This window comes from Aeromonas sp. BIGb0445, from assembly GCF_024809075.1.
Lineage (GTDB): Bacteria > Pseudomonadota > Gammaproteobacteria > Enterobacterales > Aeromonadaceae > Aeromonas > Aeromonas rivuli.
Genome location: NZ_JANUES010000006.1, coordinates 120,185 through 145,840, shown reverse-complemented (window position 1 = coordinate 145,840; position 25,656 = coordinate 120,185). Strand labels below are relative to the sequence as shown.

At 57.8% G+C, this 25,656-nt stretch carries 29 protein-coding genes; 6 read left to right on the top strand and 23 right to left on the bottom strand.

Translation table 11 applies throughout. From position 1 onward, the window contains the following. Positions 1–10 precede the first annotated feature (10 nt). A complete protein-coding gene (locus M2367_RS13980) occupies positions 11–436 on the bottom strand; it encodes a YqaA family protein (RefSeq protein WP_224431284.1) in 426 nt (141 codons plus the stop codon). Between the two features lie 63 nt (positions 437–499). After that, on the bottom strand, positions 500–1,462 hold the full coding sequence (locus M2367_RS13975; protein ID WP_224431285.1) for an NADP-dependent oxidoreductase: 963 nt from the start codon (positions 1,460–1,462) through the stop codon (positions 500–502). 56 nt (positions 1,463–1,518) lie between these two features. Here M2367_RS13975 and M2367_RS13970 point away from each other — a divergent pair, with 56 nt between their 5' ends. Further along, the gene (locus tag M2367_RS13970) at positions 1,519–1,686 is read left to right on the top strand and encodes a hypothetical protein (RefSeq protein WP_198135324.1); all 168 of its coding nucleotides are present in this window, start codon (positions 1,519–1,521) and stop codon (positions 1,684–1,686) included. A gap of 115 nt (positions 1,687–1,801) precedes the next feature. On the opposite strand, the gene M2367_RS13965 is transcribed toward M2367_RS13970, so the two are convergent. Continuing rightward, positions 1,802–2,866 (bottom strand): Preprotein translocase subunit SecY, encoded by a 1,065-nt coding sequence (locus tag M2367_RS13965; protein ID WP_259237030.1) that lies wholly within the window; start codon positions 2,864–2,866, stop codon positions 1,802–1,804. A 224-nt stretch (positions 2,867–3,090) separates the two neighbouring features. Between M2367_RS13965 and M2367_RS13960 the strand changes: the two genes are divergently transcribed. Beyond that, positions 3,091–3,405, top strand: a complete 315-nt coding sequence (locus M2367_RS13960) for a hypothetical protein (protein ID WP_042044173.1) — start codon at positions 3,091–3,093, stop codon at positions 3,403–3,405. Positions 3,406–3,422: 17 nt separating this feature from the next. On the opposite strand, the gene M2367_RS13955 is transcribed toward M2367_RS13960, so the two are convergent. From M2367_RS13955 to rpsF, 4 genes are all read right to left on the bottom strand, one after another. After that, positions 3,423–4,166: a ferredoxin--NADP reductase gene (locus tag M2367_RS13955; protein ID WP_259237028.1), complete on the bottom strand. Its 744-nt coding sequence runs from the start codon at positions 4,164–4,166 to the stop codon at positions 3,423–3,425. Positions 4,167–4,268: 102 nt separating this feature from the next. Then, complete coding sequence (gene rplI, locus M2367_RS13950; RefSeq protein WP_042044176.1) at positions 4,269–4,715, bottom strand: 50S ribosomal protein L9; 447 nt, start codon at positions 4,713–4,715, stop codon at positions 4,269–4,271. A 49-nt stretch (positions 4,716–4,764) separates the two neighbouring features. After that, on the bottom strand, positions 4,765–4,995 hold the full coding sequence (gene rpsR, locus M2367_RS13945; RefSeq protein WP_005313392.1) for a 30S ribosomal protein S18: 231 nt from the start codon (positions 4,993–4,995) through the stop codon (positions 4,765–4,767). A 32-nt stretch (positions 4,996–5,027) separates the two neighbouring features. Further along, a complete protein-coding gene (gene rpsF, locus M2367_RS13940) occupies positions 5,028–5,414 on the bottom strand; it encodes a 30S ribosomal protein S6 (protein ID WP_005895384.1) in 387 nt (128 codons plus the stop codon). A 299-nt stretch (positions 5,415–5,713) separates the two neighbouring features. On the opposite strand from rpsF, the gene M2367_RS13935 reads away from it, so the two are divergent. Beyond that, the gene (locus M2367_RS13935) at positions 5,714–6,952 is read left to right on the top strand and encodes an Nramp family divalent metal transporter (RefSeq protein WP_157014122.1); all 1,239 of its coding nucleotides are present in this window, start codon (positions 5,714–5,716) and stop codon (positions 6,950–6,952) included. Positions 6,953–7,038: 86 nt separating this feature from the next. Further along, a complete protein-coding gene (locus tag M2367_RS13930; RefSeq protein WP_259237026.1) occupies positions 7,039–7,887 on the top strand; it encodes a hypothetical protein in 849 nt (282 codons plus the stop codon). 45 nt (positions 7,888–7,932) lie between these two features. Here M2367_RS13930 and M2367_RS13925 read toward each other — a convergent pair whose 3' ends face one another. The 6 genes from M2367_RS13925 to rnr all read right to left on the bottom strand — a co-directional run bounded on the left by M2367_RS13925 (position 7,933) and on the right by rnr (position 14,270). Next, the gene (locus tag M2367_RS13925; RefSeq protein ID WP_259237025.1) at positions 7,933–8,769 is read right to left on the bottom strand and encodes a DMT family transporter; all 837 of its coding nucleotides are present in this window, start codon (positions 8,767–8,769) and stop codon (positions 7,933–7,935) included. Positions 8,770–8,903: 134 nt separating this feature from the next. Beyond that, positions 8,904–9,764, bottom strand: coding sequence for a DMT family transporter (locus M2367_RS13920; protein ID WP_042044181.1), 861 nt, complete (start codon positions 9,762–9,764; stop codon positions 8,904–8,906). 255 nt (positions 9,765–10,019) lie between these two features. Further along, positions 10,020–10,469 (bottom strand): GNAT family N-acetyltransferase, encoded by a 450-nt coding sequence (locus M2367_RS13915; protein WP_259237024.1) that lies wholly within the window; start codon positions 10,467–10,469, stop codon positions 10,020–10,022. Between the two features lie 109 nt (positions 10,470–10,578). Then, positions 10,579–11,136, bottom strand: coding sequence for a Crp/Fnr family transcriptional regulator (locus M2367_RS13910; protein ID WP_259237023.1), 558 nt, complete (start codon positions 11,134–11,136; stop codon positions 10,579–10,581). 9 nt (positions 11,137–11,145) lie between these two features. Continuing rightward, positions 11,146–11,895: a 23S rRNA (guanosine(2251)-2'-O)-methyltransferase RlmB gene (rlmB, locus tag M2367_RS13905; protein ID WP_042044185.1), complete on the bottom strand. Its 750-nt coding sequence runs from the start codon at positions 11,893–11,895 to the stop codon at positions 11,146–11,148. Beyond that, positions 11,892–14,270 (bottom strand): ribonuclease R, encoded by a 2,379-nt coding sequence (rnr, locus tag M2367_RS13900; protein ID WP_259237022.1) that lies wholly within the window; start codon positions 14,268–14,270, stop codon positions 11,892–11,894. Before rnr ends, rlmB begins: the two co-directional genes overlap by 4 nt. A gap of 133 nt (positions 14,271–14,403) precedes the next feature. Here rnr and M2367_RS13895 point away from each other — a divergent pair, with 133 nt between their 5' ends. Further along, complete coding sequence (locus M2367_RS13895) at positions 14,404–15,426, top strand: GGDEF domain-containing protein (RefSeq protein ID WP_042044187.1); 1,023 nt, start codon at positions 14,404–14,406, stop codon at positions 15,424–15,426. Between the two features lie 74 nt (positions 15,427–15,500). Here the strand turns inward: M2367_RS13895 and luxS are convergent, their stop codons facing one another. From luxS to M2367_RS13875, 4 genes are read right to left on the bottom strand one after another with little or no spacing between them, the layout of a single operon-like run. Next, entirely contained in the window at positions 15,501–16,010 is a 510-nt protein-coding gene (gene luxS / locus M2367_RS13890) for an S-ribosylhomocysteine lyase (RefSeq protein ID WP_005895411.1), read from the bottom strand. Between the two features lie 18 nt (positions 16,011–16,028). Continuing rightward, positions 16,029–16,625, bottom strand: a complete 597-nt coding sequence (locus M2367_RS13885; RefSeq protein ID WP_042044188.1) for a transglycosylase SLT domain-containing protein — start codon at positions 16,623–16,625, stop codon at positions 16,029–16,031. Next, positions 16,625–16,963: a nitrogen regulatory protein P-II gene (glnB, locus tag M2367_RS13880; RefSeq protein ID WP_005895417.1), complete on the bottom strand. Its 339-nt coding sequence runs from the start codon at positions 16,961–16,963 to the stop codon at positions 16,625–16,627. Before glnB ends, M2367_RS13885 begins: the two co-directional genes overlap by 1 nt. A gap of 9 nt (positions 16,964–16,972) precedes the next feature. Next, positions 16,973–18,595: an NAD+ synthase gene (locus M2367_RS13875; RefSeq protein ID WP_259237021.1), complete on the bottom strand. Its 1,623-nt coding sequence runs from the start codon at positions 18,593–18,595 to the stop codon at positions 16,973–16,975. Here M2367_RS13875 and M2367_RS13870 point away from each other — a divergent pair. Further along, entirely contained in the window at positions 18,594–19,235 is a 642-nt protein-coding gene (locus M2367_RS13870) for a GspH/FimT family pseudopilin (protein ID WP_259237020.1), read from the top strand. The two genes, M2367_RS13875 and M2367_RS13870, sit on opposite strands and share 2 nt — an antisense overlap. A gap of 2 nt (positions 19,236–19,237) precedes the next feature. On the opposite strand, the gene M2367_RS13865 is transcribed toward M2367_RS13870, so the two are convergent. The 6 genes from M2367_RS13865 to M2367_RS13840 are packed head-to-tail and all read right to left on the bottom strand — an operon-like array spanning position 19,238 to position 25,547. Further along, entirely contained in the window at positions 19,238–19,522 is a 285-nt protein-coding gene (locus tag M2367_RS13865; protein ID WP_259237019.1) for a TapY2 family type IVa secretion system protein, read from the bottom strand. Then, positions 19,519–23,121, bottom strand: a complete 3,603-nt coding sequence (locus tag M2367_RS13860) for a PilC/PilY family type IV pilus protein (RefSeq protein ID WP_259237017.1) — start codon at positions 23,119–23,121, stop codon at positions 19,519–19,521. Before M2367_RS13860 ends, M2367_RS13865 begins: the two co-directional genes overlap by 4 nt. A 10-nt stretch (positions 23,122–23,131) precedes the next feature. Continuing rightward, on the bottom strand, positions 23,132–23,563 hold the full coding sequence (tppD, locus tag M2367_RS13855; protein WP_224431301.1) for a type IVa pilus pseudopilin TppD: 432 nt from the start codon (positions 23,561–23,563) through the stop codon (positions 23,132–23,134). Continuing rightward, positions 23,560–24,543, bottom strand: coding sequence for a PilW family protein (locus tag M2367_RS13850; protein ID WP_310504072.1), 984 nt, complete (start codon positions 24,541–24,543; stop codon positions 23,560–23,562). The genes tppD and M2367_RS13850 overlap by 4 nt, the downstream gene beginning before the upstream one ends. Positions 24,544–24,560: 17 nt before the next feature. Beyond that, positions 24,561–25,136: a type IV pilus modification protein PilV gene (pilV, locus tag M2367_RS13845; protein WP_259237016.1), complete on the bottom strand. Its 576-nt coding sequence runs from the start codon at positions 25,134–25,136 to the stop codon at positions 24,561–24,563. 6 nt (positions 25,137–25,142) lie between these two features. Beyond that, the gene (locus tag M2367_RS13840; protein ID WP_259237015.1) at positions 25,143–25,547 is read right to left on the bottom strand and encodes a type IV pilin protein; all 405 of its coding nucleotides are present in this window, start codon (positions 25,545–25,547) and stop codon (positions 25,143–25,145) included. Positions 25,548–25,656: the final 109 nt, after the last annotated feature.

Genomic DNA, 25,656 nt, shown 5'->3' with positions numbered 1-25,656 from the left:
AAGGCACCGGCTAGAAGAATTGAATCGCCAGCAACAGGACCAGGCCATAACGGATTAACTTACCGAGACCGATGAGAATAAGCGAGCGCCAGAATGAGAGGCGCAGCCAGCCGGCCAACAGGCAGAGCCCGTCGCCGAGAATGGGCGTCCAGGCGAGCAGCAGACACCAATGACCATGTTGTTTGAGCCATCCAAGCGCCTTTTGTTCCCCACGTCCCTGAAAATCTTCGGGTTTTTTCTTGAAGGTCGCCAGCCAGCCGAGCCACCAGCTGGTCATGGATCCCAAGGTATTGCCGAGGGTGGCCCAGAGCAGCAGGCTGGCCGGGCTCCACTCCCCCCGGCTCGCCATGGCCCCCAGCAGCAGCTCGGAGCCACCGGGCAAGAGCGTCGCCGAGCCAAAGGCGCTCAGAAACAGCCAGCCGAGACTCATCTCCATGAGAGGGGCGCCGCCCGGCCTGCAAGCCGAGCCTGATGCGCTCGGTCAGCCTGCGGCCTGTGGTTAGTCATCCACGCTCGCCGCGGGCATGCGCAGCAGCAGTTTGCCACGAGTGTGACCCGCTTCGATGGCGGTGTGGGCCAGGGCCCCGTCGGCCAGCTCGAACTCGCGATTGATGCAGATCTGCGCCTCATCGATGCGCAGCAGGGTCAGCATCTGGGCCAGCTGCTTGGGGTTGGGCTGCACCAGCATGCCGCGCACCTCGATGCCGCGCTCGCTGCCCGCCAGCTTGATCGCCTCCGCCGTGATGGTCGGCACTGTGATCAGGCGGCCGCCGCTGGCCACGCAAGCCAGCGCCGCCTTGCCACTCTCGCCACCGACCAAGTCAAGGACCAGCTCAACCTGACCGACCTGAGCAGCCCAATCGGCATCGTGGTAATCGACCAGCCGCTCGGCGCCTATGCCGTGCAGGAAACCATGGTTATCCGGGCTGGCCAGCGCGGTCACCTTGGCGCCATAGGCCCTGGCCCACTGCACCGCCAGGTGGCCGACACCGCCCGCCCCGGCCAGGATCAGTACCCGCTGCCCCTGTTTGAGCTCACCATGGTCGAACAGGCCCTGCCAGGCGGTCAAGCCTGCCAGGGGCAGGGCCGCGCCCTGTTTGAGGCTCACCTCTTCCAGCGGCACCAGCAACTCGGCCGGGGTCAGGGCAGACTCGGCGTAGGCGCCGCCCTGCAGCGGGAAGCCGATCATGCCACACACCTTGTCGCCCACCTTGAGGGTCTCTACCCCTGGGCCAAGGGCTTCCACCACACCGGCCATGTCATAGCCTGGTGTCCAGGGCAGCTTGTCCTTGTTTTCGGCGGCAGCCCACCCTAGACCGGCGCGGGTCTTGGCGTCGATGGGGTTGACCCCGGCGTAACAGATGCGCACCCGCACCTCACCCTCGGCGGGCATGCCATCCAGAGAGGGGTTTAGTCTGAGTACCGAGGGGGGGCCGAATGCGGTAATCTGTAGTTGCGTCATTGCAGATTCCATCCTTATGGTTGACGGTGAGGCGACAGGATAACAGTGAGGACACCATGGCTCGAATGTTTCTTATCCCGCTGCTGCTGGCCCTGGCCTGGTGGCTGTTTCTGCTCTACTTTCGCATCCCCATCAAGCGAGGCGCCAAGGGCTTTTACTGGATCATCGGGCTGGGTGGCGCCCTTGCCGCCTTCCTCAGCCTGATGATGATACTCACCCACTAGAAAACCCCATGCTAACCGGGCTTAACCCCCCTCCCGCCGGCGCCTCGATGCCAGCTGGCACTGCCATTGACGCTGCTAACTTGCCCATCCAAGAGGCCCTGGGCGAGCCTCTCTGTCAGGGCCCAGTCTGGTATTGACCCGGTTCGGATTGCTGGATCTCTTGCAGGGCATAGTGACGGTTGCTGCCCTGGGTCAGCACCCCCTCGCGCATCAACTGCACGAAGATCTTGTCCACCTCTTCAAGGGGCAAGGAGAGCGCCTGAGCGACCGCCCGTTTACCACATTTGAGTCGCCCGCTTTGCAGACCCTGGCGTACCGCATCCAGCGGCGTGAGCTGAGGGGCTGGCTCAGATTGCCCCTCATCATGGTCATGCTGATCCATGCGCCCCCTCTCCCCTGAGACCCGGGAGACGACACGCCCACTGCTGCGCTGCGCCTGCCAGTGGCGGCGAAAACGGGTCTCATCACCAATCAGGGAGACGAAAAAGGCTCCGAACACATCGAGCAGCACAGAGAGGAAACAGACCAGCAAGAATTGCACCTGGCCTATGCTCACCCCCATCCCCTCCGCCAGACTGCTCATCAGCCCCAGCATCGAAGATTGTTCATTGAGCGGCTTGGCATCACGCTCAAGGCGCAGTTCATCCTGCTTCAATCTGAGTTGGGTATTGGCCTGCTGCAAGCCACTCACGCCACTGGAGATGCGGGCCATTTCGATGTACTTGCGCGCCGCCTCCTCATTGAGGCGGATCTGGCGCTCTATGCTGTCGATCTGCTCATCAAAGCGCGCGACCTCCCGCTCATGTTTGGCCTGAATGCCGAGCACAGTGTTGGTGGCGCTGTTGATGCCACCTATGCTGCCGCCGATGGAGATGGCCGCCAGCACGGCGTAGAACAGCAGTGACCAGAAGGCACCACCCAGCTCCCGCCGCGCCCGGCGCTCGCCATATTCGTACCAGATGTAGAATTTGCCGAGCTCAAAAATGATGGCAAGGCCGCCAAACAACCACTTCATCAAGGGGTTGTCGTCGATGGAGAGAAACAGCAACAAAGAGAAAACGATGGAGGCCAAGATGGCCAGCCCGGTAAAACAATAGACGGTGGTGAGTGCGAACCAGCCTTTGGGGTAACGTAACTGGGATGAGGGAGACGCGGTGGGCAAGGAGATGGCTGTCTGCATGATGCTGCGCTGGCGGTTGGAATATCAGACCGACAATTATAGGGCTGCTCGGCCCAGATTGAAGGCTATCACTCTGAAATGGCGAGATATTACCGACGTTCGGACAGGGGTTGACCAGTTCGGTCAGATTTTAGACCTGCATCCACTTCCCCAGGCTCATTAGGCTGGGATCCAGCTAGCTGACACTATACTGGCACCAGTCATCACCACATCGAGGATCTATCATGCGACATAGCGCACTGCTGCTCACCCTGCTTGCCCTGAGCGCCACCACCCAGGCCGCACCACCCAGTAACAAAGATGGTGGCGTCAGCCTGTCGGGCGGCGCAATCAATGTCGATTTTGACACCAAGGAGTACGACTGGTGGCAACACAACTGTCTGGATATCCGCATAGGGGACAGTCGCCTCAAGACTGACTGCGGCAACATGGATGGCAAATACCGCGATCACTACAATCGCAGCGTCCACGGTGACAACAACCCGGGCCAGGGTCACAACAAATCCAAAGGTAATAATGGCAAGGGTAAGCACAATTAAGCCCCCTCATTGCCCTGCTACCAGTAGTTTTCCGAGCTGATCTGACCTGGGGTACGGCGCAGATTTTTGGTCAGGCCCTGCTCAATCAGGGAGAGCTGGGTCGCCTTGACCATCTCGGGATTGCCGCAGATCAGTACCTGGCTCTGCTCGGGGCTAAAGCCCAGTCCCACTCGCTCTTGCAGGGCGCAGCTGTCGATGGCCGCAGGAATGCGACCCACCATGGCATCCGGCCAGGGCTCACGACTGACGAAGGGCACATAGTGCAGCCGCTCCCCGAGCCGGGCTTTCAACTCGCCAATCAGCGGCTGATAGCTGAGCTCTTCCCCCTTTCTTACCCCGTGCACCAGGATCAGATTCTCGAAGCGCAGCTCGGCCTCCCCCGCAGTCAAAAGCGAAAGGAAGGGACCGATGGCGGTGCCGGTGGAGAGCAGCCAGAGATCCCGTCCCGCCGGGATCTCATCCAGGGTGAGAAAACCGGTCGCCTGGGATTGCACCAGCAGTGGATCCCCCACGGCCAGGGCGCTCAGCGCGGGGGTCAGCTCGCCACCCGGGATCTCGACCAGATAGAACTCGTGATAAGGGGACGATGGCGGGTTAACGAAGGAGTAGGCGCGCTGAATGCGGCGCTCGCCCTGCTCGAGGGCCAGCTTGGTGAATTGTCCCGCTTGATAGGGGAGCAACGGCGCTTCCACCTTCAGGGAAAACAGGGTATCCGTCCACTGGATACGCTCGATGACACGCCCTTCTACCCAAGCCGCCATGGAAACCTCTCTCGTTGCAACAGTCCCTTACTCTAACTCGGTGCCCCAAAATAAAAAACCCGCGCCGAGGCGCGGGTTTTCTTCTGCAAAAGCGAATCGCTATTACAGAGCAACAACCTGGATCTGTACGGTTGCCTTGACGTCAGCGTGCAGCTGAACAACAACTTCGTACTCGCCGGTGTTACGCAGAACGTTGCCCATACGGACTTCGCTCTTGGCAACAGCAACGCCGGCAGCAGTGATGGCATCAGCCACGTCACGGGTACCGATGGAACCGAACAGCTTGCCTTCGTCACCAGATTTGGAGGCGATAACAACAGCAGCCAGTTCACCCAGCTTGGCAGCGCGCTCTTCAGCGGCAGCTTTACCGGCAGCCAGTTTGGCTTCCAGTTCAGCACGGCGAGCATCGAAGGTCTCGATGTTGGCCTTGGTAGCCATAACGGCTTTGCCTTGCGGGATCAGATAGTTACGGGCGTAGCCAGCTTTAACGTTGACTTGATCACCCAGACCGCCCAGTTTGGCGATTTTGTCGAGCAGGATAACTTGCATTACCTTTCCTCTATGAGAGTTGAGTTAGGCTTAAGTGCCGGACCGATTCTTACTTGTTGTGCAGATCGGTGTACGGCAGCAGAGCCAGGTAACGAGCACGCTTGATGGCGCGTGCCAGCTGACGCTGATACTTGGCGCGAGTACCGGTGATACGGCTCGGTACGATCTTGCCAGATTCAGTGACGTAGTTTTTCAGAGTAACGATATCTTTGTAGTCGATCTCGGTAACGTTCTCGGCAGTGAAGCGGCAGAACTTACGACGACGGAAATAACGTGCCATGGCCTTTATCCTCTATGTCAGTGATCTAAGAATTACTCTTCGGAAGAAGCTTCAGTCGCTTCTTCGCGGCGCTCGTCGTCACGACGTGGGAAGCGCTCTTCTTTGGCCTTGGCCATCGGAGAAACTTCAGTCACAGCGTGCTTGGTGCGCATGATCATGTTGCGGATAACGGCATCGTTGAAGCGGAAGTTGGTTTCCAGCTCATCGATAACGGCTTGCTCTGCTTCTACGTTCAGCAGAACGTAGTGGGCTTTGTGCAGCTTGTCGATCGGGTAAGCCAGTTGACGGCGGCCCCAATCTTCCAGGCGGTGAATAGTGCCGCCGGCAGTGGTGATGGCGCCAGTGTAACGCTCGATCATGCCGGGGACTTGCTCGCTCTGGTCCGGATGAACCATGAAGACGATTTCGTAATGACGCATTTTAGCTCCTTACGGATTAATTCAGCCTCCGCCCAGGTGCAGCCAGACCTCGGAGGCAAGGAACGTATGGTGTTTAGACGCTGCTTTCATAGGGCGGCGTATTGTACGAAATCGACACACCGACTGCAACTGGCCGTTGTGATTTTGATAACCGATAGTTTCTCCTGCCGCCCCCTTCTGCCCACGCCAGGGCCACAGGCATGACTGGCCGAGTAAATAACGGCTCTTTCCTATCGATCCCATCCAAAAACCCAATTGATAATAGTTATCAGTTACAGCTATGCTAGGGCTATATCCTTATGGAGGGTGCCGTTATGCAACCCGCAGTCAGTGCCATAGTGACCCAGCGCAAACTCAGATTCAGCCTGTTGGGCCCCGCCTTTATCGCCGCCATCGGCTATATAGACCCAGGCAACTTCGCCACCAATATCCAGGCGGGCTCCACCTTCGGCTATCAACTGCTGTGGGTGGTGGTCTGGGCAAACCTGATGGCCATGCTGGTACAGACCCTCTCGGCAAAGCTCGGCATCGTCACCGGCAAGAACCTGGCCGAACACATTCGCGACCGGCTGCCCAGACCGGCTGTCTGGGCGTACTGGGTACAGGCGGAGATCATCGCCATGGCGACCGATCTCGCCGAATTCATCGGGGCGGCGGTGGGCTTCAAGCTGCTGCTCGGCGTGACCCTGATGGAGGGGGCCTGCATGACGGCGGTGATCACCTGGGGCATTCTCATGTTGCAGAGCCGCGGCCAGAAGCCCTTGGAGTGTGTGGTCGGCGGCCTGCTGCTGTTCGTGGCAGCCGCCTATCTGGTCGAGCTGATGCTCTCCCGCCCCCATCTGCCCAGCCTGCTGGAAGGGGCCCTCTTCCCCGGTCTGCCCAACAGTGAGGCCATCTACCTGGCCGCCGGCATCCTGGGCGCGACAGTCATGCCCCATGTTATCTATCTGCACTCGGCGTTGACCCAGCACGGCGAAGGGCAAGGCTCGGTCGACCAGCGTCTGCACAGCACCCGGGTCGATGTGGCCATTGCCATGACCATCGCCGGTTTCGTTAACCTGGCCATGGTGGCCATGGCCGCGGCGGCCTTCCATGCCACGGGTAACCAGCACGTGGCCGAACTGGAGTCCGCCTACCAGACGCTGACCCCCTTGTTGGGTCAGGGGGCGGCCACCCTGTTTGGCCTCTCCCTGGTCGCCTCAGGCATCTCCTCCACCGTGGTGGGAACCCTGGCGGGCCAGGTGGTGATGCAAGGCTTCGTGCGCTTCACCATTCCGCTCTGGCTGCGCCGCCTCATCACCATGGCTCCGGCCTTCATCGTGATTGCCATGGGCCTCAACACCACCGAAGTCCTGGTACTGAGCCAGGTGATCCTGAGTTTTGGCATAGCCCTGGCGCTGATCCCGCTGCTGATGCTGACCGGGGAGCGGGCCCTGATGGGGGAATATCGCAATCATCCTGTCACCCAGGCGTTGGGGCGTCTCATCGTCGCCTTGGTCATTGGCCTCAACGCCTACCTGCTGGTCTCCCTGCTCTGATCTCCCCCAGGCTCATTAACCCAAGTTAATGAGCCTGGGCTCCCTTTGCGCTATCCTGCCCTTCAATCCCATTGCAGGAGTGTCCCATGCACCATACCCGCGCCAGCTTCGTGCTGGGTCATCACAACGAGCTGGCTAAGGTGATCCATTGCCAAGTCGGTGAACCGACCCTGCTGGTGACAGACCTCAGCCCCTTTCACCCCCAGAGTCATCTCTGGCCCGATCAGCCTGGGGATATGGGCAGGGTGTGCTGGGAGGGGGGTGAGGCCAAGGTGGCCCCCTGTCGCATGGGGGCTATCAACCCTGCGGGTGAACTCTTTGTCGATCTCGATATACCCGTGAAGCGGAGTGAGCCCGGTTGGGCGTTCGTGGTGGTTCACCCCTTGTCCGGCCGATATGACCTGGCAGTCGGCACCGAGATAAGACTGCAGGTGGATAGCGAGCGACGCCTCACCCTTAGCCTGGGCCACAGCGGCTGCCACCTGGCGGCGCTGGCTCTCAACCGGACACTCGTCCCTTACTGGCGCAAGGAGGTGAGCGAGCGCGACGCCCTGGATCAGCCCGACTTTGACCGCCTCGCCATCCAGACCTCGCGGGTCGAGCCCATGGGCTCCCAAGAGCAGTACCGGATCGGCAAGAGTCTGCGCAAGAAGGGTGTCAACGGCGAGGCACTGCTGGCAGCGCTCGAACAGATTGAAAGCAAGGTCAACGATCAGCTGGCGAAGTGGCTGGCGGCAGGAGGGGCTATCCGTCGCAGCCGGGCCGGCGAAGCCATCATAGACTCGCGCTATTGGCACTGTGAACTCGAGGGCCAGGAGGTGACTATCCCCTGCGGTGGTACTCATGTGACCGGTCTGGCCGAATTGGGCCAGGTGCGGGTGCAGCTCGCCCCCTGCGAGGAGGGCTTTACCCTGATCACCCGGGTCACTCCTTAAGCCAAACATCAGGCCGGTCGCATACCGGCCTGATGTAGTCACCCATCAGCCGAGGCGGATCAACAGGATACCGCAGAGGATCACCAGCGCGGCCCACAGCCGTACCCGACCCAGTTTCTCCCCCAGCCAGCACCAGGAGAGCAGCACCGCAAACAGCACGCTGCTCTCGCGCAGCGCCGCCACCAGCCCGATGGGCGCCTGGGTCATGGCCCAGATGACGATGCCGTAGGCCAGCAATGACAAGACGCCGCCGAGGGCGCCGGTGCGCCATGCCGCGAGACTGAGCGCGCGCCAGGCGGTGCGACTCTGCCAACCCATCAGCAGCGGCATCATCAAGGCCGTCAGGGCAAACAGCCAGAGGGTATAGCGCACCGGTTCTCCGGCCGAGCGGGCACCAGCCCCGTCGGAGAGGGTATAGGCGGCGGTGAACAGCGCCGTGATCAGCACGGCACGCAAGGCCGCAGGCGCCAACCTGACACCACCGCGCCAGGCCATCAGCAACACCCCGCTGACCAGCACCAGGGCACCCGCTATCGCCATCCCACCGGGCACCTCCCCCAGCAGCAGAGCCCCGAGCAAGAGGGTCACCAGGGGGGCACTGCCACGGGCCAGGGGATAGACTTGGCCGAACTCTCCCAGCCGATAGGCACGACCGAGAAACAGGCAGTAGCCGCAATGCAGCAGGATGGAGAGTGCCAACCAGGGGTATTCGGCAGGCGCTGGCAACCCCACCAGCGGCAAGAAGGGGGCGGCAAACAGCCCGGAGCAGAGGGAGACCAGCAAGACGCTGACCCGCCCCTCGGCCTGGCGCTTGGCCAGCGCATTCCAGAGGGCATGCAGCAGCGCGGCCAGCAAGATGGCCGCAAAGAGGGTGGATGTCACGACGGCGTTCCTGTCACTATGAGCGAGGCAGGCTACCCTATTTTCGGTGCCACAATCGGGATCGGCCTCATAAGCTGCTCATATGAAAAAACCGGCAAGCGGCCGGTTTTTCATTGGCAGGAACACAGAGCGCGCTAGCGCAGGCGACGCTGCCAATGGATGGCCAGCAGGATGAAACCCACGCCGACCCAGAGGTTCCAGCTCGGGATCTCGCCAAACAGCCAGACCCCCAGCAGCACCACGAACATCAGCCCGGAGTACTCAGTCGTCGCGATGCGGTTGGCCTCGACCTGCCGATAGGCATAGATGCAGCTGGCATGGTAGAGCAGTTGCATCACGCCGCTGCCCCCGATCAGCACCAGCAGACGCCAATCCACCGGCTGCCACTGATGCACCGCCAGCCCCGCCGTCAGCGGCAGCGCCAGCAGGTTGGCCCAGAACAGGGTCGCCACCACAGAGATACCCGCTGGCAGCTTGCGACCGGTGACATTGAACAGTGCCAGGGTAAAGGCCGTGACCAGCGCCCCCAGCCCGGCGAGATGGAAGTCCCCCGGTTTGAGTACGAATACCACCCCAAGCAGCCCCATGCCCCCCAGCAGCCAGACCCGGGAGTTGATCTTCTCCTTGAGCAGCCAGGCCGCCAGCGGCAGGGTCAACAGGGGAGAAACATAGAAGATGGCGTTGGCCGTGGCGAGCGGCAGCTGGGTCAGGGCCAGCATCATGCCCCCACCGCCGATCAGACAGAGATGGCCGCGCAGCAGGTGCCATTTCCAGGCCCCCAGTCCCCAGGCCGCTCTCGGCACCCGCAGCATGAAAGGCAGCAACACCAGCAGGGTCAGCAGCTGGCGCAGGAACATGTATTGGAAGGGGCTGAAACCGGGGCCGATCAGCTTGACCAGCACATCGGAGAAGGCCTGGGCTAGATTGCCCAGCACCAGGGTGATGATGGCGAAGGTTTGCAGATCGAGGGCGAAGCGCTTGCGGATCAGCTCCATCGCCCCTCCCCATTCAGGACAGGGGCAGTCATAAATCGGTGAAGCAGCAAAGCTTTCGGATCTTGTTCAGTATTTATCGCAAGATTTGCCACTTTAGGATGCCTCTGCCGAATATTGTCGATTAATCATTCAAAGAATACGGACTAAGTCCGAGAGAGGCATCCGTTTTCTTTACTACCTCAAGACATAATAATTTCATTGTTATGCCAAAAAGGCATTAGAGGTCCTGAGGGTTGCGCACAAGGTCGCTCACCCTCAGGGGCGAACCATGCCGATGTGCAGTATGTCATCTTCGAGATAGGCCTCCCCCTCGGGTCGATAGCCGTGACGGCCATAGAACTCCTGCAGCTGCGCCTGGGCACCCAGGTAAATGGGCGCCTGGGGCCAGAGCCGTTCGCACTCGGCGCTTGCCGTCTCCATCAACTGATGGCCCAGACCGCCGCCACGGGCCTCAGGCGCCGTCACCACCCGCCCTATCACCGCATGGCCCGGCTTCACGACATCGGGTGCCAGCAGGCGAGCATAGGCGACCAGCTCACCGTCTTGCCACCCCAGCAGGTGCAACACATCGCCGCGCTTGTCCAGCCCATCCAGATCGAGGAAGGGGCAGGTCTGCTCCACCACGAACACCCGCGAGCGCAGTACCAGCAGATCATAGAGTTCATGTAACGAGAGGGCGTCGAAGCCCTTGAGGGTCCAATCCATAACTGACTCCTTGGGAAGAAGCCGCCAGCATAGCGTCCCGCCAGTGGCCCCGCATTAACCTTGGTTAACGGACGGCAGGGATTTTCATGCAGGGAAAGAGCGAGACACCTTAGCGAGATCGCAGTCGTTTCCGGATCCGGCTCAGGCTGATGGGGGTAATGCCGAGATAGGCCGCCACCTGATGATCCGGCAGACGGGCATCGAGGGCGGGGAAATGGGTCAGGAAGTGCTGATAACGCGCCTCCGGGGTGCCGGTCAGCAACAGCAGCTCCTTCTCCTCCTTGATGCGCAGCTGGACGGCGATCAGATGCTGGTACCAGGCGGGCCAAAGGCGGTGCTGACGCAAGCTGGCGAGGGGAAATACCCGCAGACGGCACGGCTCCAATGCCTCCACGCTGTAGCGGGCGGGCTGACCACTGAGCTGATGATGAAAATCGAGAAACTCATCCCCCTCCCAGTAGAACTCCTTGATGTATTCGCGGCCGTCATCGAGGGCGACCCGGGCTCGCAACAGCCCTTGCTCGACCCTCACGAGCAGGTCAGGGCGCTCCCCTGCCCGCCACAAACACTCTCGCGGCGCCAGATGCTGCAAACGGGCAAAAGAGAGGAGGCCATTGGCCTCCTGCTCATCGATGTGGGGATCCCAGCTAAACAGGGGTCGCTCCATGGCGTTCACTCAACCACGGCGCTGACGCACCACTTCGAACAGGCAGACACCGGTGGCCACCGAGACGTTGAGGCTGGAAACCGCCCCAGCCATGGGGATGCTGACCAGCTCGTCACAATGCTCACGAGTCAGACGACGCATGCCCTTGCCCTCGGCGCCCATCACCAGCGCCATGGGACCGGTCAACTTGGCCTGATAGAGGTCGTGATCCGCCTCGCCGGCGGTGCCGACCAGCCAGATGCCGCGCTGCTGCAACTCGCGCAGGCTGCGGGCCAGGTTGGTGACCTGGATGAGCGGCACCACGTCGGCGGCGCCACAGGCGACCTTGCGCGCCACCGAGGTCAGGCCGGTGGCCTTGTCCCGTGGCACTATCACCGCATGCACCCCAGCCGCATCGGCGCTGCGCAGGCAGGCGCCGAGGTTGTGGGGATCCGTCACCCCGTCCAGCACCAGTAGGAAGGGCTGTGCCTTCTGCTGCTCAAGCTGGTCCAGCAGGCTGGCCAGGTCATGCTCGGCCAGCTTGGGCGCCTCGATCACCTTGGCCATGATGCCCTGGTGATTGTTGCCTTCGGCTTTATCATCGAGGGTCTTGCGGTTCACGCTCTGCACCTTGAGGCCCAGGGATTCCAGCTCATCCAACAGCGGTTGCAGCCTGTCGTCGTCGCGCCCCTTGAGGGCCCACACTTCAATGAAACGCTCTGGCTCACGTTCGAGAAGGGCGGCCACGGCATGGATGCCGTATATCAGTTCACTGCTCATTTCGTACTCTTGGCCTTGTCGCGCGCCTTCTTGCTCGGACGGCGGTTGTTGGGTTTGGCGGCCGTGGTCTTCAGGGGTTTGCCCTCCTGACGACGCTCATGGCGGCGATTGCTCTTGGCCTTCTCGCTCTTGATCTCGGCCTGTTTGCGCGCCATCTCCTTGGCATTCTTGCCGGTCGCCTTGAGGGGCTCCTCCACCATGGTGAAGTCGATCTTGCGATCGTCCAGATTGACGGCCATGACCTTGACCCGCACCCGATCACCCAGACGATAGCGACGGCGGAAGTTCTCGCCGATCAGCTGCTGATGCATGGGGTCGAACTGGTAGTAGTCATTGTCGAGGGAGCTGATGTGCACCAGGCCGTCGATGTGGATCTCCGCCAGACGCACGAAGAAGCCAAAGCCGGTGACGCTGGCGATGACGCCGTCGAACTCGTCACCCACGTGATCCAGCATGTACTCGCACTTGAGCCAGTCGGCCACATCGCGGGTGGCATCATCGGCACGGCGCTCTGTCATGGAGCAGTGCTCGCCCATGGGATCCACTTCTGCCAGCTGATAGTGGTAACCGCCACTCGGGGTCCACTTGTTACGCTGGGCCGCCTGCTCCTTGGCCGCCTGGAACTTGATGGCGCGGTGCAGGATCAAGTCAGGATAACGGCGGATCGGCGAGGTGAAGTGAGCATAGGACTTCAATGCCAGACCGAAGTGACCTATGTTGTCGGCCTGATAGACCGCCTGGCGCATGGAGCGCAGCAACATGGTGGAGAGCAGCTCGGCATCCGGACGGCCTTCGAATTTGGCAGCCAGCTCGGCGAAATCTTTCGGCTCGGGTTCCAGACCGCCTTTGAGCTCCAGGCCCAGTTCGGCAAGGAAGCCACGGAAGTTGGTCAGACGCTCTTCACCCGGACGGTCATGCACCCGGAACAGGGCGGCAGCCTCGTTCTTCTCGATGTAGCGAGCCGCAGCCACGTTTGCCATGATCATGCACTCTTCGATGATCTTGTGCGCATCGTTGCGCACCAGGGGCACGATGCGATCTATCTTGCGCTGGGCGTTGAAGATGAAGCGGGTCTCTTCGCTCTCGAACTCCACGGCACCGCGCTGATGGCGGGCATGCTTGAGCGCCTTGTAGAGGTTGTTGAGCTCCTCGATATGCCCCACCAGAGGGTCATACTGATGGCGCAACTTGGCATCGCCATCCAGCATGGCTGCCACCTTGTTGTAGGTCAGGCGAGCGTGGGAGTTCATCACGGCTTCGTAGAACTTGTAGCCGGACATGCGGCCGCCGGAGGAGATGGTCATCTCGCACACCATGCAGAGCCTGTCTACCTGCGGGTTCAGGGAGCAGAGGCCGTTGGAGAGCACCTCCGGCAACATGGGCACCACGTACTCGGGGAAGTAGACGGAGTTGCCACGCTGATAAGCCTCGCCATCCAGGGCGGTACCTGGGCGAACATAGGAGGAGACGTCGGCAATGGCAACCCAGAGGCGCCAGCCACCACTCTTCTTGGCCTGGCAGAAGACGGCGTCATCGAAGTCGCGGGCATCTTCACCATCTATGGTCACCAACGGCAGGGAACGCAGGTCGATGCGGCCCACTTTGGCTTCTTCCGGCACCTGCTCGCCCAGCCCTGCAATCTCCTTGGCCACTTCGTCGGGCCAAGTGTGAGGAATGCCATGGGTGCGCAGGGCTATGTCGATTTCCATGCCGGGGGCCATGTTCTCGCCCAGCACTTCCAGCACGGTACCGACCGCATTGATGCGCGCCGTGGCACGCTGAGTGACACGCACTACAACCACTTGGCTCTGGCGAGCGCCCTTGTTCTCCCCTTCAGGGATAACGATGTCCTGGCCGATGCGGCTGTCGTCCGGCACCACGAAGCCCATGCCGTTCTCGACGAAGTAACGCCCGACGATGTCAGCCTCACGCGCCTTGAGCAGACGCACGACGCGCGCCTCCTGGCGGCCCTTGCGATCGATCTCGGTCGGTTGCACCAGCACGTAATCGCCGTGCATCAGCTTTTGCATCTCGCGGTTGTTCAGGAACAGATCCGATCCACCACCTTCAGGGCGCAGAAAACCGAATCCATCTTTATGGCCGAGCACATAGCCTTTCACCAGATTCAGACGATCCGGCAGGGCATAACATTGGTTGCGGGTGAAGACCAGTTGTCCGTCACGCTCCATGGCGCGCAGACGACGGCGAAGGGCTTCCAACGGCTCTTCTTCAGTCAGCTTGAGGACTGTGGCCAGCTCTTCGCGGGACATGGGTTTTTCATGACCGCGAATAAGCTCCAGCAGCATTTCGCGGCTGGCGATGGGATTCTCGTATTTCTCGGCCTCTCGTTGGAGGAAAGGATCTTTTTCAGACATAAGCAGGCCTTAGAATAAGTAATGACTCGGCTAGTATATCGGAGGGGGGAGCTAATGGCATCCACCTGCTGCCTTTTACAACATCTCTCTGTCATACTGGCCGAAATTGTGTGCCCCATAAGACATGGAACTCATGAGCAAGGATTCATTCGCGCAGTCCGCCGCCTACCTGAAGCAGGCGGTTCCTCTGATGATTAAGTATCAGATCCCCACCACGCCTGCCAACTATACCCTCTGGTACAGCTATGTGTCGGCCAGCATGCCCGAGCTGAATCACGCCATCGATCAGGCCATCAAATTGCAGGGCACCTGCTCGTTGACGACCTGCGAGCGCCTGTTCCATCAGCATCTGGCGGCTCAGGACGAACAGCAGATCGAAACCATGAAGCTAAGCCTCGCGGCCATGACCAGCGAACTTGGCCATACCATGCAGGATGCACTGTCAGACACCGGCGCCTTTCAGACCATGCTGGATCGCAGCTTCGATCGACTGAGCCAGATCGAGGATGAGGGGCTCAGCCTCGACGATACCATGGGTATATTACGGGATCTGGTGCGCGAGTCTCGCGATGTGCGCATGTCGACCATGCACTTTCGCAGCCAGCTAAGCAATGCCGAGAAGGAGATCAAGGAGCTGAGGGAGATGCTCAACGAGACCCGCAAGCTCGCCAATGAGGATGCGCTGACCGGCCTGCTCAACCGACGCGCCTTCGGACTGGAACTTGAGAGCCTGATCCGCAGCCGTCATCCCTTCTCCTTGATCCTGGCCGATATCGATCGCTTCAAGAGCTTCAACGACGAATACGGCCACCTGCTTGGCGATCAGGTGTTGCGCGCCTTCAGCCAACGCATGCGCGAAGGCTGCCGGGATGGCATCACCGCTTACCGCCTCGGCGGTGAGGAGTTCGCCCTGCTGCTGCCTGGCCGCAACCTCTCCCTTAGCCGTCAGATGGCAGAGAGTTTGCGTCGAGCCATAGAGAAGATGTCGATCCTGGATCGCAAGTCTGGCAAGCGCATCGATCACATCACCTCGTCGTTCGGGGTCGGTGAGTTCAACAGCCAAGAGACGGGGGATACCCTGGTAGAACGTACCGACAAGCTGCTCTACAAGGCAAAGGAACTGGGTCGTAACAGGGTGATGCCACTGGCACTCTGACGGTCTTGCCTGCTTACCCGCCACCAAAAAGAGGGGCCGCTATCAGCGGCCCCTCTCGTGTTTGTCTTACCCTATTACAGGGATTTGAGCTGCTCTTCCGGCAAGGCGAGCGCATCGTTGTGGTTTACACCCACCCCACGAGCCAGCACATTGCGGGCAATATCCTGAGCTTCATCCAGAGAGTGCATGGCATAGGTGCCGCACTGATAGAGGTTCAACTCGGGGATCTGGGACTGATCCTGCACTTTGACCACATCCGCCATGGCCGCCAGCCAGGCTTTGCCAACCCGCGCCTCATCCGGCGCACCTATCAGGCTCATGTAGAAGCCGGTGCGGCAACCCATGGGGGAGATATCGATGATCTCGACCCCGTCACCGTTGAGGTGATCGCGCATGAAGCCAGCAAAGAGATGTTCGAGCGTATGGATGCCACGCTCGGAGAGGATCTCCTGATTCGGCAAGCAGAAGCGCAGATCGAACACGGTAATGGTGTCTTTGCTCGGGGTCTGCATTGTCTTGGCCACCCGCACGGCAGGGGCTTCCATACGGGTATGGTCGACGGTAAAACTGTCCAATAACGGCATGTCTGAACTCCTGATTAGTTACGAAAACCAGCCCCCGCTGGAGAGCTGATCCTTGCATTGTCGATACTGGGCTCCGTAGCGCTGGGCACGGGCCTCTACCTTGCGGGAGACCTTCATCAGCCACCCCTTGCTGCGGTAGCTGCCACGGCGATAGCCACCCCAGCCTTCGTGATAATTCAGATACTGGCCGTAGGCATCCCACTTGGAGGTGCCATTGAGCTTCTGAGCCTTGTTAGTGTACCAGCCCATAAAATCGATGGCGTCGGCAAAGTCATCGCGGCTGCTCCAGCTGTTGCCGGTCTCCCGCTGATAATCATCCCAGGTATCATCTTTGACCTGGGCATAGCCATAGGCCGAACTGGCCCGTCCCGTGGGGATAAAGAGGAAATACCCCATAGGTGGCTGGGCATCATGTACGAAGGAGGACTCCTGATACATCATGGCCATCACCACCTGGACCGGCGTGCCCCAACGTTTCGACATGTCGAGGGCCGCCTCATGCCAGTCAGGCTTCTCACGAAAGATCTGACACAGATTTTCCGGCTGGGCTGGCGGCGAACTACTGCAGGCGGCGAGCCCCAACGACAGGCTCCCAAGCACGAGGCGCTTCCACATCAGATAGCGTCTTCGTTCTCTTCGCCGGTGCGGATGCGGATCACCCGTTCAACCTCACACACGAAGATCTTGCCATCCCCTATCTTGCCGGTGCGGGCCGTGTTCTGGATAGCCTCGATGCAGGCGTCCAGCTCCTCGTCTTGCACGATCAGCTCAACCTTGACCTTGGGCAGGAAATCCACCATGTATTCGGCGCCGCGATACAGCTCGGTATGACCCTTCTGGCGTCCGAAGCCTTTGACCTCGGAGACCGTCATGCCGTTGATGCCGATCTCGGCCAGGGCTTCCCGTACATCGTCCAGCTTGAATGGCTTGATGATGGCTTCAATCTTCTTCATGGTGACTCCTTACCAGTTCTGTTTGCCAAACCCGGATGTGATGGGGTAACGGCGATCCTTACCAAAATTACGGGGCGAGATACGTGGCCCCACCGCGGCCTGACGGCGCTTGTATTCGTTGATGTCCACCAGCCGGATCACCTTGCGCACCGTGGCTTCCTCAAAGCCCTCCGCCACCATGTCGGCGACCGAAGCATCTTGCTCCACATAGCGTTGCAAGATGGCATCGAGGATCTCATAGGGGGGCAAGCTGTCTTGATCCACTTGGTCAGGGGCTAGCTCTGCCGAAGGCGGCCTGTCGATGACCCGCTGCGGGATCACATAATCGACGCTGTTGCGGTATTCGCAGAGTTGGAACACCAGCGTCTTGGGGACGTCCTTGAGCACATCAAAGCCGCCCGCCATGTCACCATACAGGGTGGCATAACCCACGGCCATCTCGCTCTTGTTGCCGGTAGTCAGCACGATGCGGCGCCGCTTGTTGGAGAGCGCCATCAAGAGCACACCGCGGCAGCGCGCCTGCAGGTTCTCTTCCGTGGTATCCCGGGCGGTGCCCTCGAACAGGGGGGCAAGCTGAGTCATGAAGCCCTCGAACATGGGCTCGATGGAGATGATGTTGAATTCAACTCCCATTCGCTCGGCCTGCTCCTTGGCATCTTCCACGCTCATCTGGGCCGTATAGCGGAACGGCATCATCACTGCCTGTACCTTGTCGTTGCCAATCGCATCGCCGGCGATAGCGAGGGTCAATGCCGAATCGATACCGCCGGACAGACCCAGCACGGCGCCCTGGAAGCCATTCTTGGTGATGTAATCACGTACCGCCAGCACCAAAGCCTGATAGACCTCGGCCAGGGGAGCCAGAGGCGCCGCAGGCTCGCGCTCCTTGCGGGGCTGACCATTGCCAAAATGAACCAGCGCCAGCTCCTCTGCGAAGGGAGCCAATCTGTGAGTCAGCTCCCCCTGGCCGTTGAACACCTTGGAACAGCCGTCGAACACCAGCTCATCCTGACCGCATACCTGATTGAGATAGACCAGCGGCAGGCCAGTCTGGCCGCAGCGCTCCGCCATCAGCTCGCGACGGATCCAGGGTTTGTCCTTGTCATAGGGCGAGGCATTGATGGTGAGCAGCAGCTCGGCACCCGCCGCCTTGGCGGCCATGGCCGGACCCGGTTGCCACAGGTCTTCGCAGATAAGCAGGCCCAGCTGATGGCCTCGCAAGTTCACCACACAGGTCTCGTTGCCGGCGCTGAAGTAACGCTTCTCGTCAAAGACCCCGTAATTGGGCAAGTCTTGCTTGAGATAGCGGGCCAGCAGTTCACCGTTATCGTACAAGGAAGCGGTATTGTAGAGTTTGCCATCCTCGCGCCAGGGGTGGCCCAGCAAGATGGCACAGGAGCCCTGCCAGGCGGCAACGCGAGCCAGGGCCGCCTCGACCCGTATCATGAGATCGGCGCGCAGCAAGAGATCTTCCGGCGGATAGCCGGTCAGGGCCAGTTCGGAGCAGACCAGCAGATCGGCCCCTTGTGCTGAGGCTTGCTCGGCAGCGGCCAGAATTTTGTCACAGTTATCTTCGATGGCGCCTACCGTCAGGTTTAACTGGGCAAGCATCAGGGAGAGGGCTTTTGCCATGGCGATGATTCTTTCAACCGAAATGATGGGGAATGATAAAGAAAAGGCGCTGGCTGTGCCAGCTCAACCCTTGTACTTTGCCTGGCACTCTGGCGTGAAGCAGATAAGCTGTAGTCAATCAGCGGAGATTTCATCCATGGAAAGGCAGATGAAGGGGTTTACCTTGCTTGAACTGATGATAGCCGTCAGTCTGGGGGTCATTCTGCTCGGTATCGGTGCTCCCGCCCTGTCCAGCCTGGTAAATGAGAATACCCTCAAGTTTGAATCCCGCACGTTATTGAAGCACCTGCGCTTTGCTCGCAGCCAAGCCATTGACAATCAGTTCTCGGTCACTGCCTGCCTGGCCGATGCCAACGACAGTTGCGTCCTCGCCAACCCGACCCAGATGCTGATCTTTATTGATGATGATGCGAGCAATGCCTTCAATGGAGGAGAGCTGTTGCTCGCCAGGAGTCACCCCTTCCCGGGCACCATGACCATCGTCAATAACAGGCGTACCACACTGTTCAGCCCCGATGGTACCAGCCTGGGTACAAATGCAACCCTCAATCTCTGCGCTCAAGGCATGGCTCAGATTAATCTGGTCATTGCCCCATCAGGACGCTCCACTCAGGCTACCCAGAACAACATCTGTCCTTAACGCTACCTCAGCTGATTCGCATCCTGCAGCTTCGCTTCTTTCGACTGAAAGACCTCCCCCAAAGGCAGGCACTCCAACACCTTGTTCACAGGTTGAATGACACCATTGACCTCGTATCCCTTGCCCTTGAATTTTTCCTGTATTGCCATGGGGGACGCGTCCCCCATAGTGCCCTGTAACACCACTCGCTGGCCGCTGGCCAACTCGACATAACACTTCATATCGGCAGCCAGCGCTCCTACCGGCATGCTCAGACCAAGCGCCACCATCCAAGAGAGAAGCCTCATTGTGTTTCTCCTTCATACAGGTAGATTTTCTTGGGCGACATATCCATCTCGGCTTCTTCCGCCCCCTGGACACATTCGCCAGCTCCGGTACAGCGCTCTGGTTCGCCGCTGCCATCATCTTTCAGGATAACTTCATCGCCAGTACCACCACCAATGATCCGAATTTTGGCGTCATCCCCTGCATGCACCACCAGATCATCGGCCACCTTGTTTTGCACTTCGACATACCTTTCTGGCGTCTTATTGCCATCTAGGTCGACCACATATTTAAATGAGGTGCCGTAGTGCATATCCACCATGTATTGACGAGCGGCCCCGATGGATTGAATAGTGCATTGCTGGAAAGACTGAACTTGTGGCAAGAAGGAAGTGAAGTAGAGTTTTCCCTGCAGTACCACACCGGCACCCATGGATTTCTCGCCCGGCTCATTGAGCCAATTTACCCACCCCTTGGCACTGGTGATCCCCGCTTTAACTGTCAGTATGCCGTCATCTGTGGTCTGTGCTGACAAGGGATCATTCGTCACATCATAAAGATTGGAGGCGAGAATGGGAGCAGGCACGGCACTAGTAGAACTTCGCACGGCCACATCATAGTCACGCAACATAAAGTAACCATTGTGGACCGTTGACTCCGATGAGGGACGGTTACGGTCACCACTGCCGATCAACACAGCATCGAAGGGACGCTCCTGATAGGAGTATCTAGGGTCTCCTCCCACAACGGTACGGGTGACCTGCTTATTGATGGTTCGCACTACGATAGGTTGAGTAAAGAAACGACGATCATCGGCCTGAACATTGTCGGACCCCAAGTTTGCCAATTTGATCACACTGAGCCGGCTGAGGGTCAACGCTGCCTGTGGGTTGTTGGCATCGGTGAATATATCCATACGCCAGATATTACCGCCGGTGTCACCCACATAGACTCTATCTATCTTGCCATCACCGTCACTATCCAGTGTGGCAACAGAGCCAGGCATACTATCGTCCATACCTGACACCTGAAGGTTTTTAGTCGACGTCACACCAGGTGTGGCACTGAATAGCAAGTTGCCACTGGTTGAGTCCACGATATAAATCCCACGCCCCAGGCTATCGCCACTTCCCAAGCCCAGCTCGTCCTTATTCACGTCATATCCACCCGCAAAGATCAGCACTGGATTCGTGACCCCTGGAATAAAGGCAACCTCCGGCACAGACCATGTCAACCCTAATCCGCCAAAGCCTGCTGTTTGAGCATTAAGATTCCATTTCAGACTTGGCGTATCTGGTGAGGATATATCGAACGCATAATAGGCATTACCACCACTGCGCAGTCCGGTGAAAAGCCAGACAAAATCCCCCTCCGATGATTTCAGAACACCATTTCTATTGGCATCTTTTATCAAGACCACAGGGGAAGAATCAACACCATAAATATGCTCTGCCGATTCAGCGTTGATTCGCAGGGCTTGCTGGTTTCTCATAAATTCATAAGGGATGGTCGCCCAGCTTTCATCTACTGTTCTCCCCATATCTTTAAACATGTGCAGGAAGCCGGCATTTGTACCAAACAGAATCCTTAAGTCAGGGGCATCGCTAGGATTACCGGATTGGGGGCCATAGTTCAAAACCAAAGGACGAGAGTGGAGGGGGTCACCCATAATATGGCTTCGAATAAGGGTCGATGAATCAAAATCCTCATCATCGACATCAGACCCTTTGGACCAGTTAATTAACTTATCTAACTCAGTAGTATCACTGACCTCCATAAAGCTCATCAATGCAGCTTCACTACCCGCTTGCGCTACCAGATTAGCTTTAGTGAGCGAATCCAGCCTGCCTTGTCCTTTATTGATGACATAAAGGTTTCGATTGCTCTTGGCCGCTAACATCTCCTGAGCCCCACCCTCGGCGACTTTGTTACCATCTCTTCCAGATGACCAGAAGGTTTGTGCACTATCAATAATAGTTCCATCCGCTTTAATGGCTGGCAGCCCTCTACTGTCCACCACATAGCCATCGGCAGAAAACTCCAGTTTTTTGAGATTACCACGCCATCTGGGGCCATCATCTGGTTCGAACATGGCATAGTAAATATTGTTCAGACTTCGGGTACGGTCAAAGTTATTACTGGCGATAGCCGGTGACACTAAAGATGTATTTATACGAAGGATGGCCAACAAAGATGATTTAAGTGCATCCGTTAATGCTGACGCATTGGTCGCGGGATAGTACTCACCACCACCTCTTCTCGCTGCCTCGGCCAGTAAATTCCCCGCACCGGTAATCGCCTCATCACCAAACCCAACAGTAAAGGTCGTTACTGTTTGAGTTCCGGGTGACACACTATTAACATCCTTGTGCTTCATATAACCAGCCAAAGCAGCTAAATAACTACTCCTTCTGTTATTCCCTGAACCATAAGAAACAGTAGAGCCATAAGCCGCTTTCTCGTCGGCTGTGAGTGTGTTTACCAACCCCTGAACGAAAGTATCTGAAGAGGTATCTTGGGTCGGTTCACCGTCGGTGATATAAATAACATAACCATTATTTGAACAGTTATCATAGGGTGCCTCATAGGTTCCCTCTGGATTCTCGGCAGACTTATCTCGAGTTCCTCCTTGCAAGCCATATACGACTGACTTACCACCAAAAAACTGATATGCCTCACGCAACGTTTCACACAAAGGTGTATTGGTACTAGCTGTCAATTCTTCCACTCTATCCAGCAAATCTTGCTCACCCGTTTTACCATTTGCCAAGGTTATCTCGTTCCCTAGGATATCCCGTAAAATACGGCCACCATTGTTATCACTATCATCATTTCGATTGAACACCGCCAGACCGAAATCAACACCGGGCGTGGATGATATCAGCCCACTCACCGCATCTTTGGCAATGCGCAGCCTCGATTGAATAGAAAAACCTGTGGGCCCATAATACCAGCGAATATAATTGGCAGAATAGAGTAGCACGCTAGTGTTGCTGGCGTTATCATAGTTATTTATATTTGTGGTATAAAACCAAGTTCCGCTATTATTACCTGTTTTATCAACTGGATATCCACTCCCAACGGACCAGCTCCCTGTGTAAGGATTTGCAGGGTTACTGGCAAGAACGTCCTGTTTGCAGTCGACCAAATATATACTGCTTTCCCGATAACTACTGATTGAATTCCAATCACCTCGACCACGTCCAGGCGGGGTGCCGTTGTTGACCTCGTATGTCCAAACTTGCGATTGAAAATAGCCTATGTTAGCCAATGGTGTTTTTGATGTAGCGCAAGCATTTATCTTATCGGAAAAACGCTTGGTGCTGGTTATTTCTGGCACCGAACCATCTGTCGAAAAATATATATATTTTTTACTGCTATTTGTATCTGGATCACTGGAGAGAGGGGGGTAGGTTGTCGCTGGATTATAAGACTCTTTCACCTGCTCCATGGTTTCGCTCATGCTGCCGGAATTATCAAATATCAGCAGCACCTTGGGTCTGAAGTCACCAGCTTTATTGAAGTCATAGATAAACAGTTCGGTATCATCCGCCCTGACGGTCGTTGCACACAGCACCAGACAGCTCCAGCACAATGCCACTCCAGCTTTGCGTAACCACATATCTTTGCTCCTATTTGGTGAGCAGTGGTTGCTCAACCCCGACAGTCCAATCCATTGGTCGAGCATGCTTGCCATAATTCAGCTCCGCTTGCATCTCAACATATTTACAAGCGGGGATCACATTCTGGCTGCTGGCATCGAACTTGCGCTTGCACACGGTTTCGGCGCGATCGATCAAGGCAACGGATGCCGAGACATTGCTGCTGTTTACATTGACGGCCGCACTGGCGCCCATATTAGCGATCAGAGTCGAGACATTGTTACTTCGCATGGCAGCCTCAATGACTCCCTCCAACTGATGTTCGGCCTGGCGCAAGCTGGCGGCAGAGCCCGCCATCTTGAGATCTTGGCCTGATGACTGCATGACCACCACGGCAATCAGGGTCAACGGCAGCAGGATAAAGAGTGCAACAATCAACGCCACACCACGCTGGGTTTTCATGCCCCTCCCCCTAAGATCATCGCCGGGTTACGCAAGGAGACACTCGTCTCCAACAACAGCCGACGAAAGCCATCGCCATTCCCTTGTACGCTGACGCTGCCAACCTGATAGATATTGTTATTTACATAATTGGTCGAAGCGCGCAGCGATCGCACCAGAATAAAGACTCTGGCGGCAATAACACGCCCCTCACTCCACTCTTGGTCAGTCACATTATTGGTCGCTACATATCGCTCAATAGTTCCGTCCGGTACCAAGCTATCATCGACCCCAAACAGCACACTCAGCCTCTCGATCCCTTCGGCCATGGCACCACCAATGAGAAGTGACCCACCATTTGCAGTCAGGTAGCGCTTTCTCAGCTCTGGATTACCTGTCGCTGTATTTGGGGAGAGATAGTAGACAAAATGCTGGTATTCCCATAGCTGACGCGCTGGCATGGCCGCATCACTAGGCACAGCCTCACCCCCTTTAAACATCTGGGCCGCTTGGGTGGTTGTCGCAAGGTAGAAACGGTTTCCCGTGGCAACCCCATCAGCTAGAGGGCGCCCGATCAGTCTCTTGATGCTGATCACATCTGTATTGGCCATACGTGACGCTGCAGGTATGCAGGCAAAGGCGCCACCTGTGATCACTTTACTGTTATCAACCCTAGTCACCCAGAGTGGGCGGATTGAGCCTGCACTAGCTGGCAAACTGCCGCGTCCCAACTCATCCAAGCAGTCATCTGAACCCGCAATCGCAGCACCACTGCTAAGGGTCACCCCTTGCCCAACCGTCATGGGCAGACCAGTATAATCTCCCCAGAAGCCAGCCCACTTTAGATCCTGAGTCAACAAGCGCATTGCCACCCGGCCATTTTCCTGCAGTTCACTCTGGTCAAAGGAGTCTTCGGTAGTGGATCGAGACACCACAAAGATACTCAGTCCGCCGCCCACCAGAAACACGCCAATCACCATGGCGATCAGCCACTCAATCAACGTGAATCCCCCGGACTTCATAGCGTCGTCGTCAGGACAAACTGACGCCTTTGGTTATCTGCCACATCATCCACCCCACAGTCGTCCCGAACATCGGCCACGGCACTGGCTCCATCGGACAGCGCCTCCTTGCCACGCCAGAAGATACCGACAGTGAGACTATTGTTAGCACCCCGTATTACGCAGCCTACAGGGACCTGCAAGGAAGAGGCTGCCCCCGATACCCCGGCGCCCAATAGCGACTGTTGCCAGTAAAAGAGGTCTAGGTTGCGCAAGTCGCTGCGGCTGCACGCGGCCATGGTGCCATCAGCGTTGGCGCATCCAGGCAGGGCCTGATTAGTGCTTCCGGAGATCAGGTCAACTGTTTGACCCGACCAGCTATCTTTGTTGATCCTCACCCTCTCGACCAGATCGTTGGCGAGCCAGCTGGCAATAGTGCGTTGACGGGATTCGTAACTGGAGAATTTGGCAGTGGCCTGCATGGCAACCAGCCCCAGCAGACCAAAGGAGAGCACCACGGCGGCGATCATCACTTCCAGCAGACTAAAACCATGCTGGAGTTGCCGCCTCCTCAGAGGTGTGGTGGCTAACATTGTCTCTTACCAGCATTCATCGTTTTGATTCCCGGCCAAATTTTCTGCCTGTGTGGCTCCATCTTGATCGAGGGAAAAGATAATACAGTCGCTGTCTTGCCCCTGAGCACCTGATGCCGTCGCAAACAGAATGTAGCTATTTGCTGCGGCAGAGATCACCAGATGGTAGTAGCCGGAATCAGAAACGTCAGGCATGTTGAGAGGTCCTGCCGCCGATGCGTAGCTGTTAAAGTCCATAAAATAGGTTTCTTGCCGGTTAGCGGCATCCAACAGCATCTTTTTGGCTTCAACACGGTGGCTAGACAGCACATAGCGCTGATAAGAGGGGTAACCAATTGCACCGAGGATCGCCACTATGGCGACCACGATCATCAGTTCAATGAGAGAAAAACCTCGAAAAGACCCAATCATGACCCATCCTTGGCGATTGAATATTTCTTAGTCTAACGCCAGATTTGTCATTGCAACAAACCTGGCGTCAGTATCTTCACACTTTGTTCTTAAGCCTGATCAGGGCTAA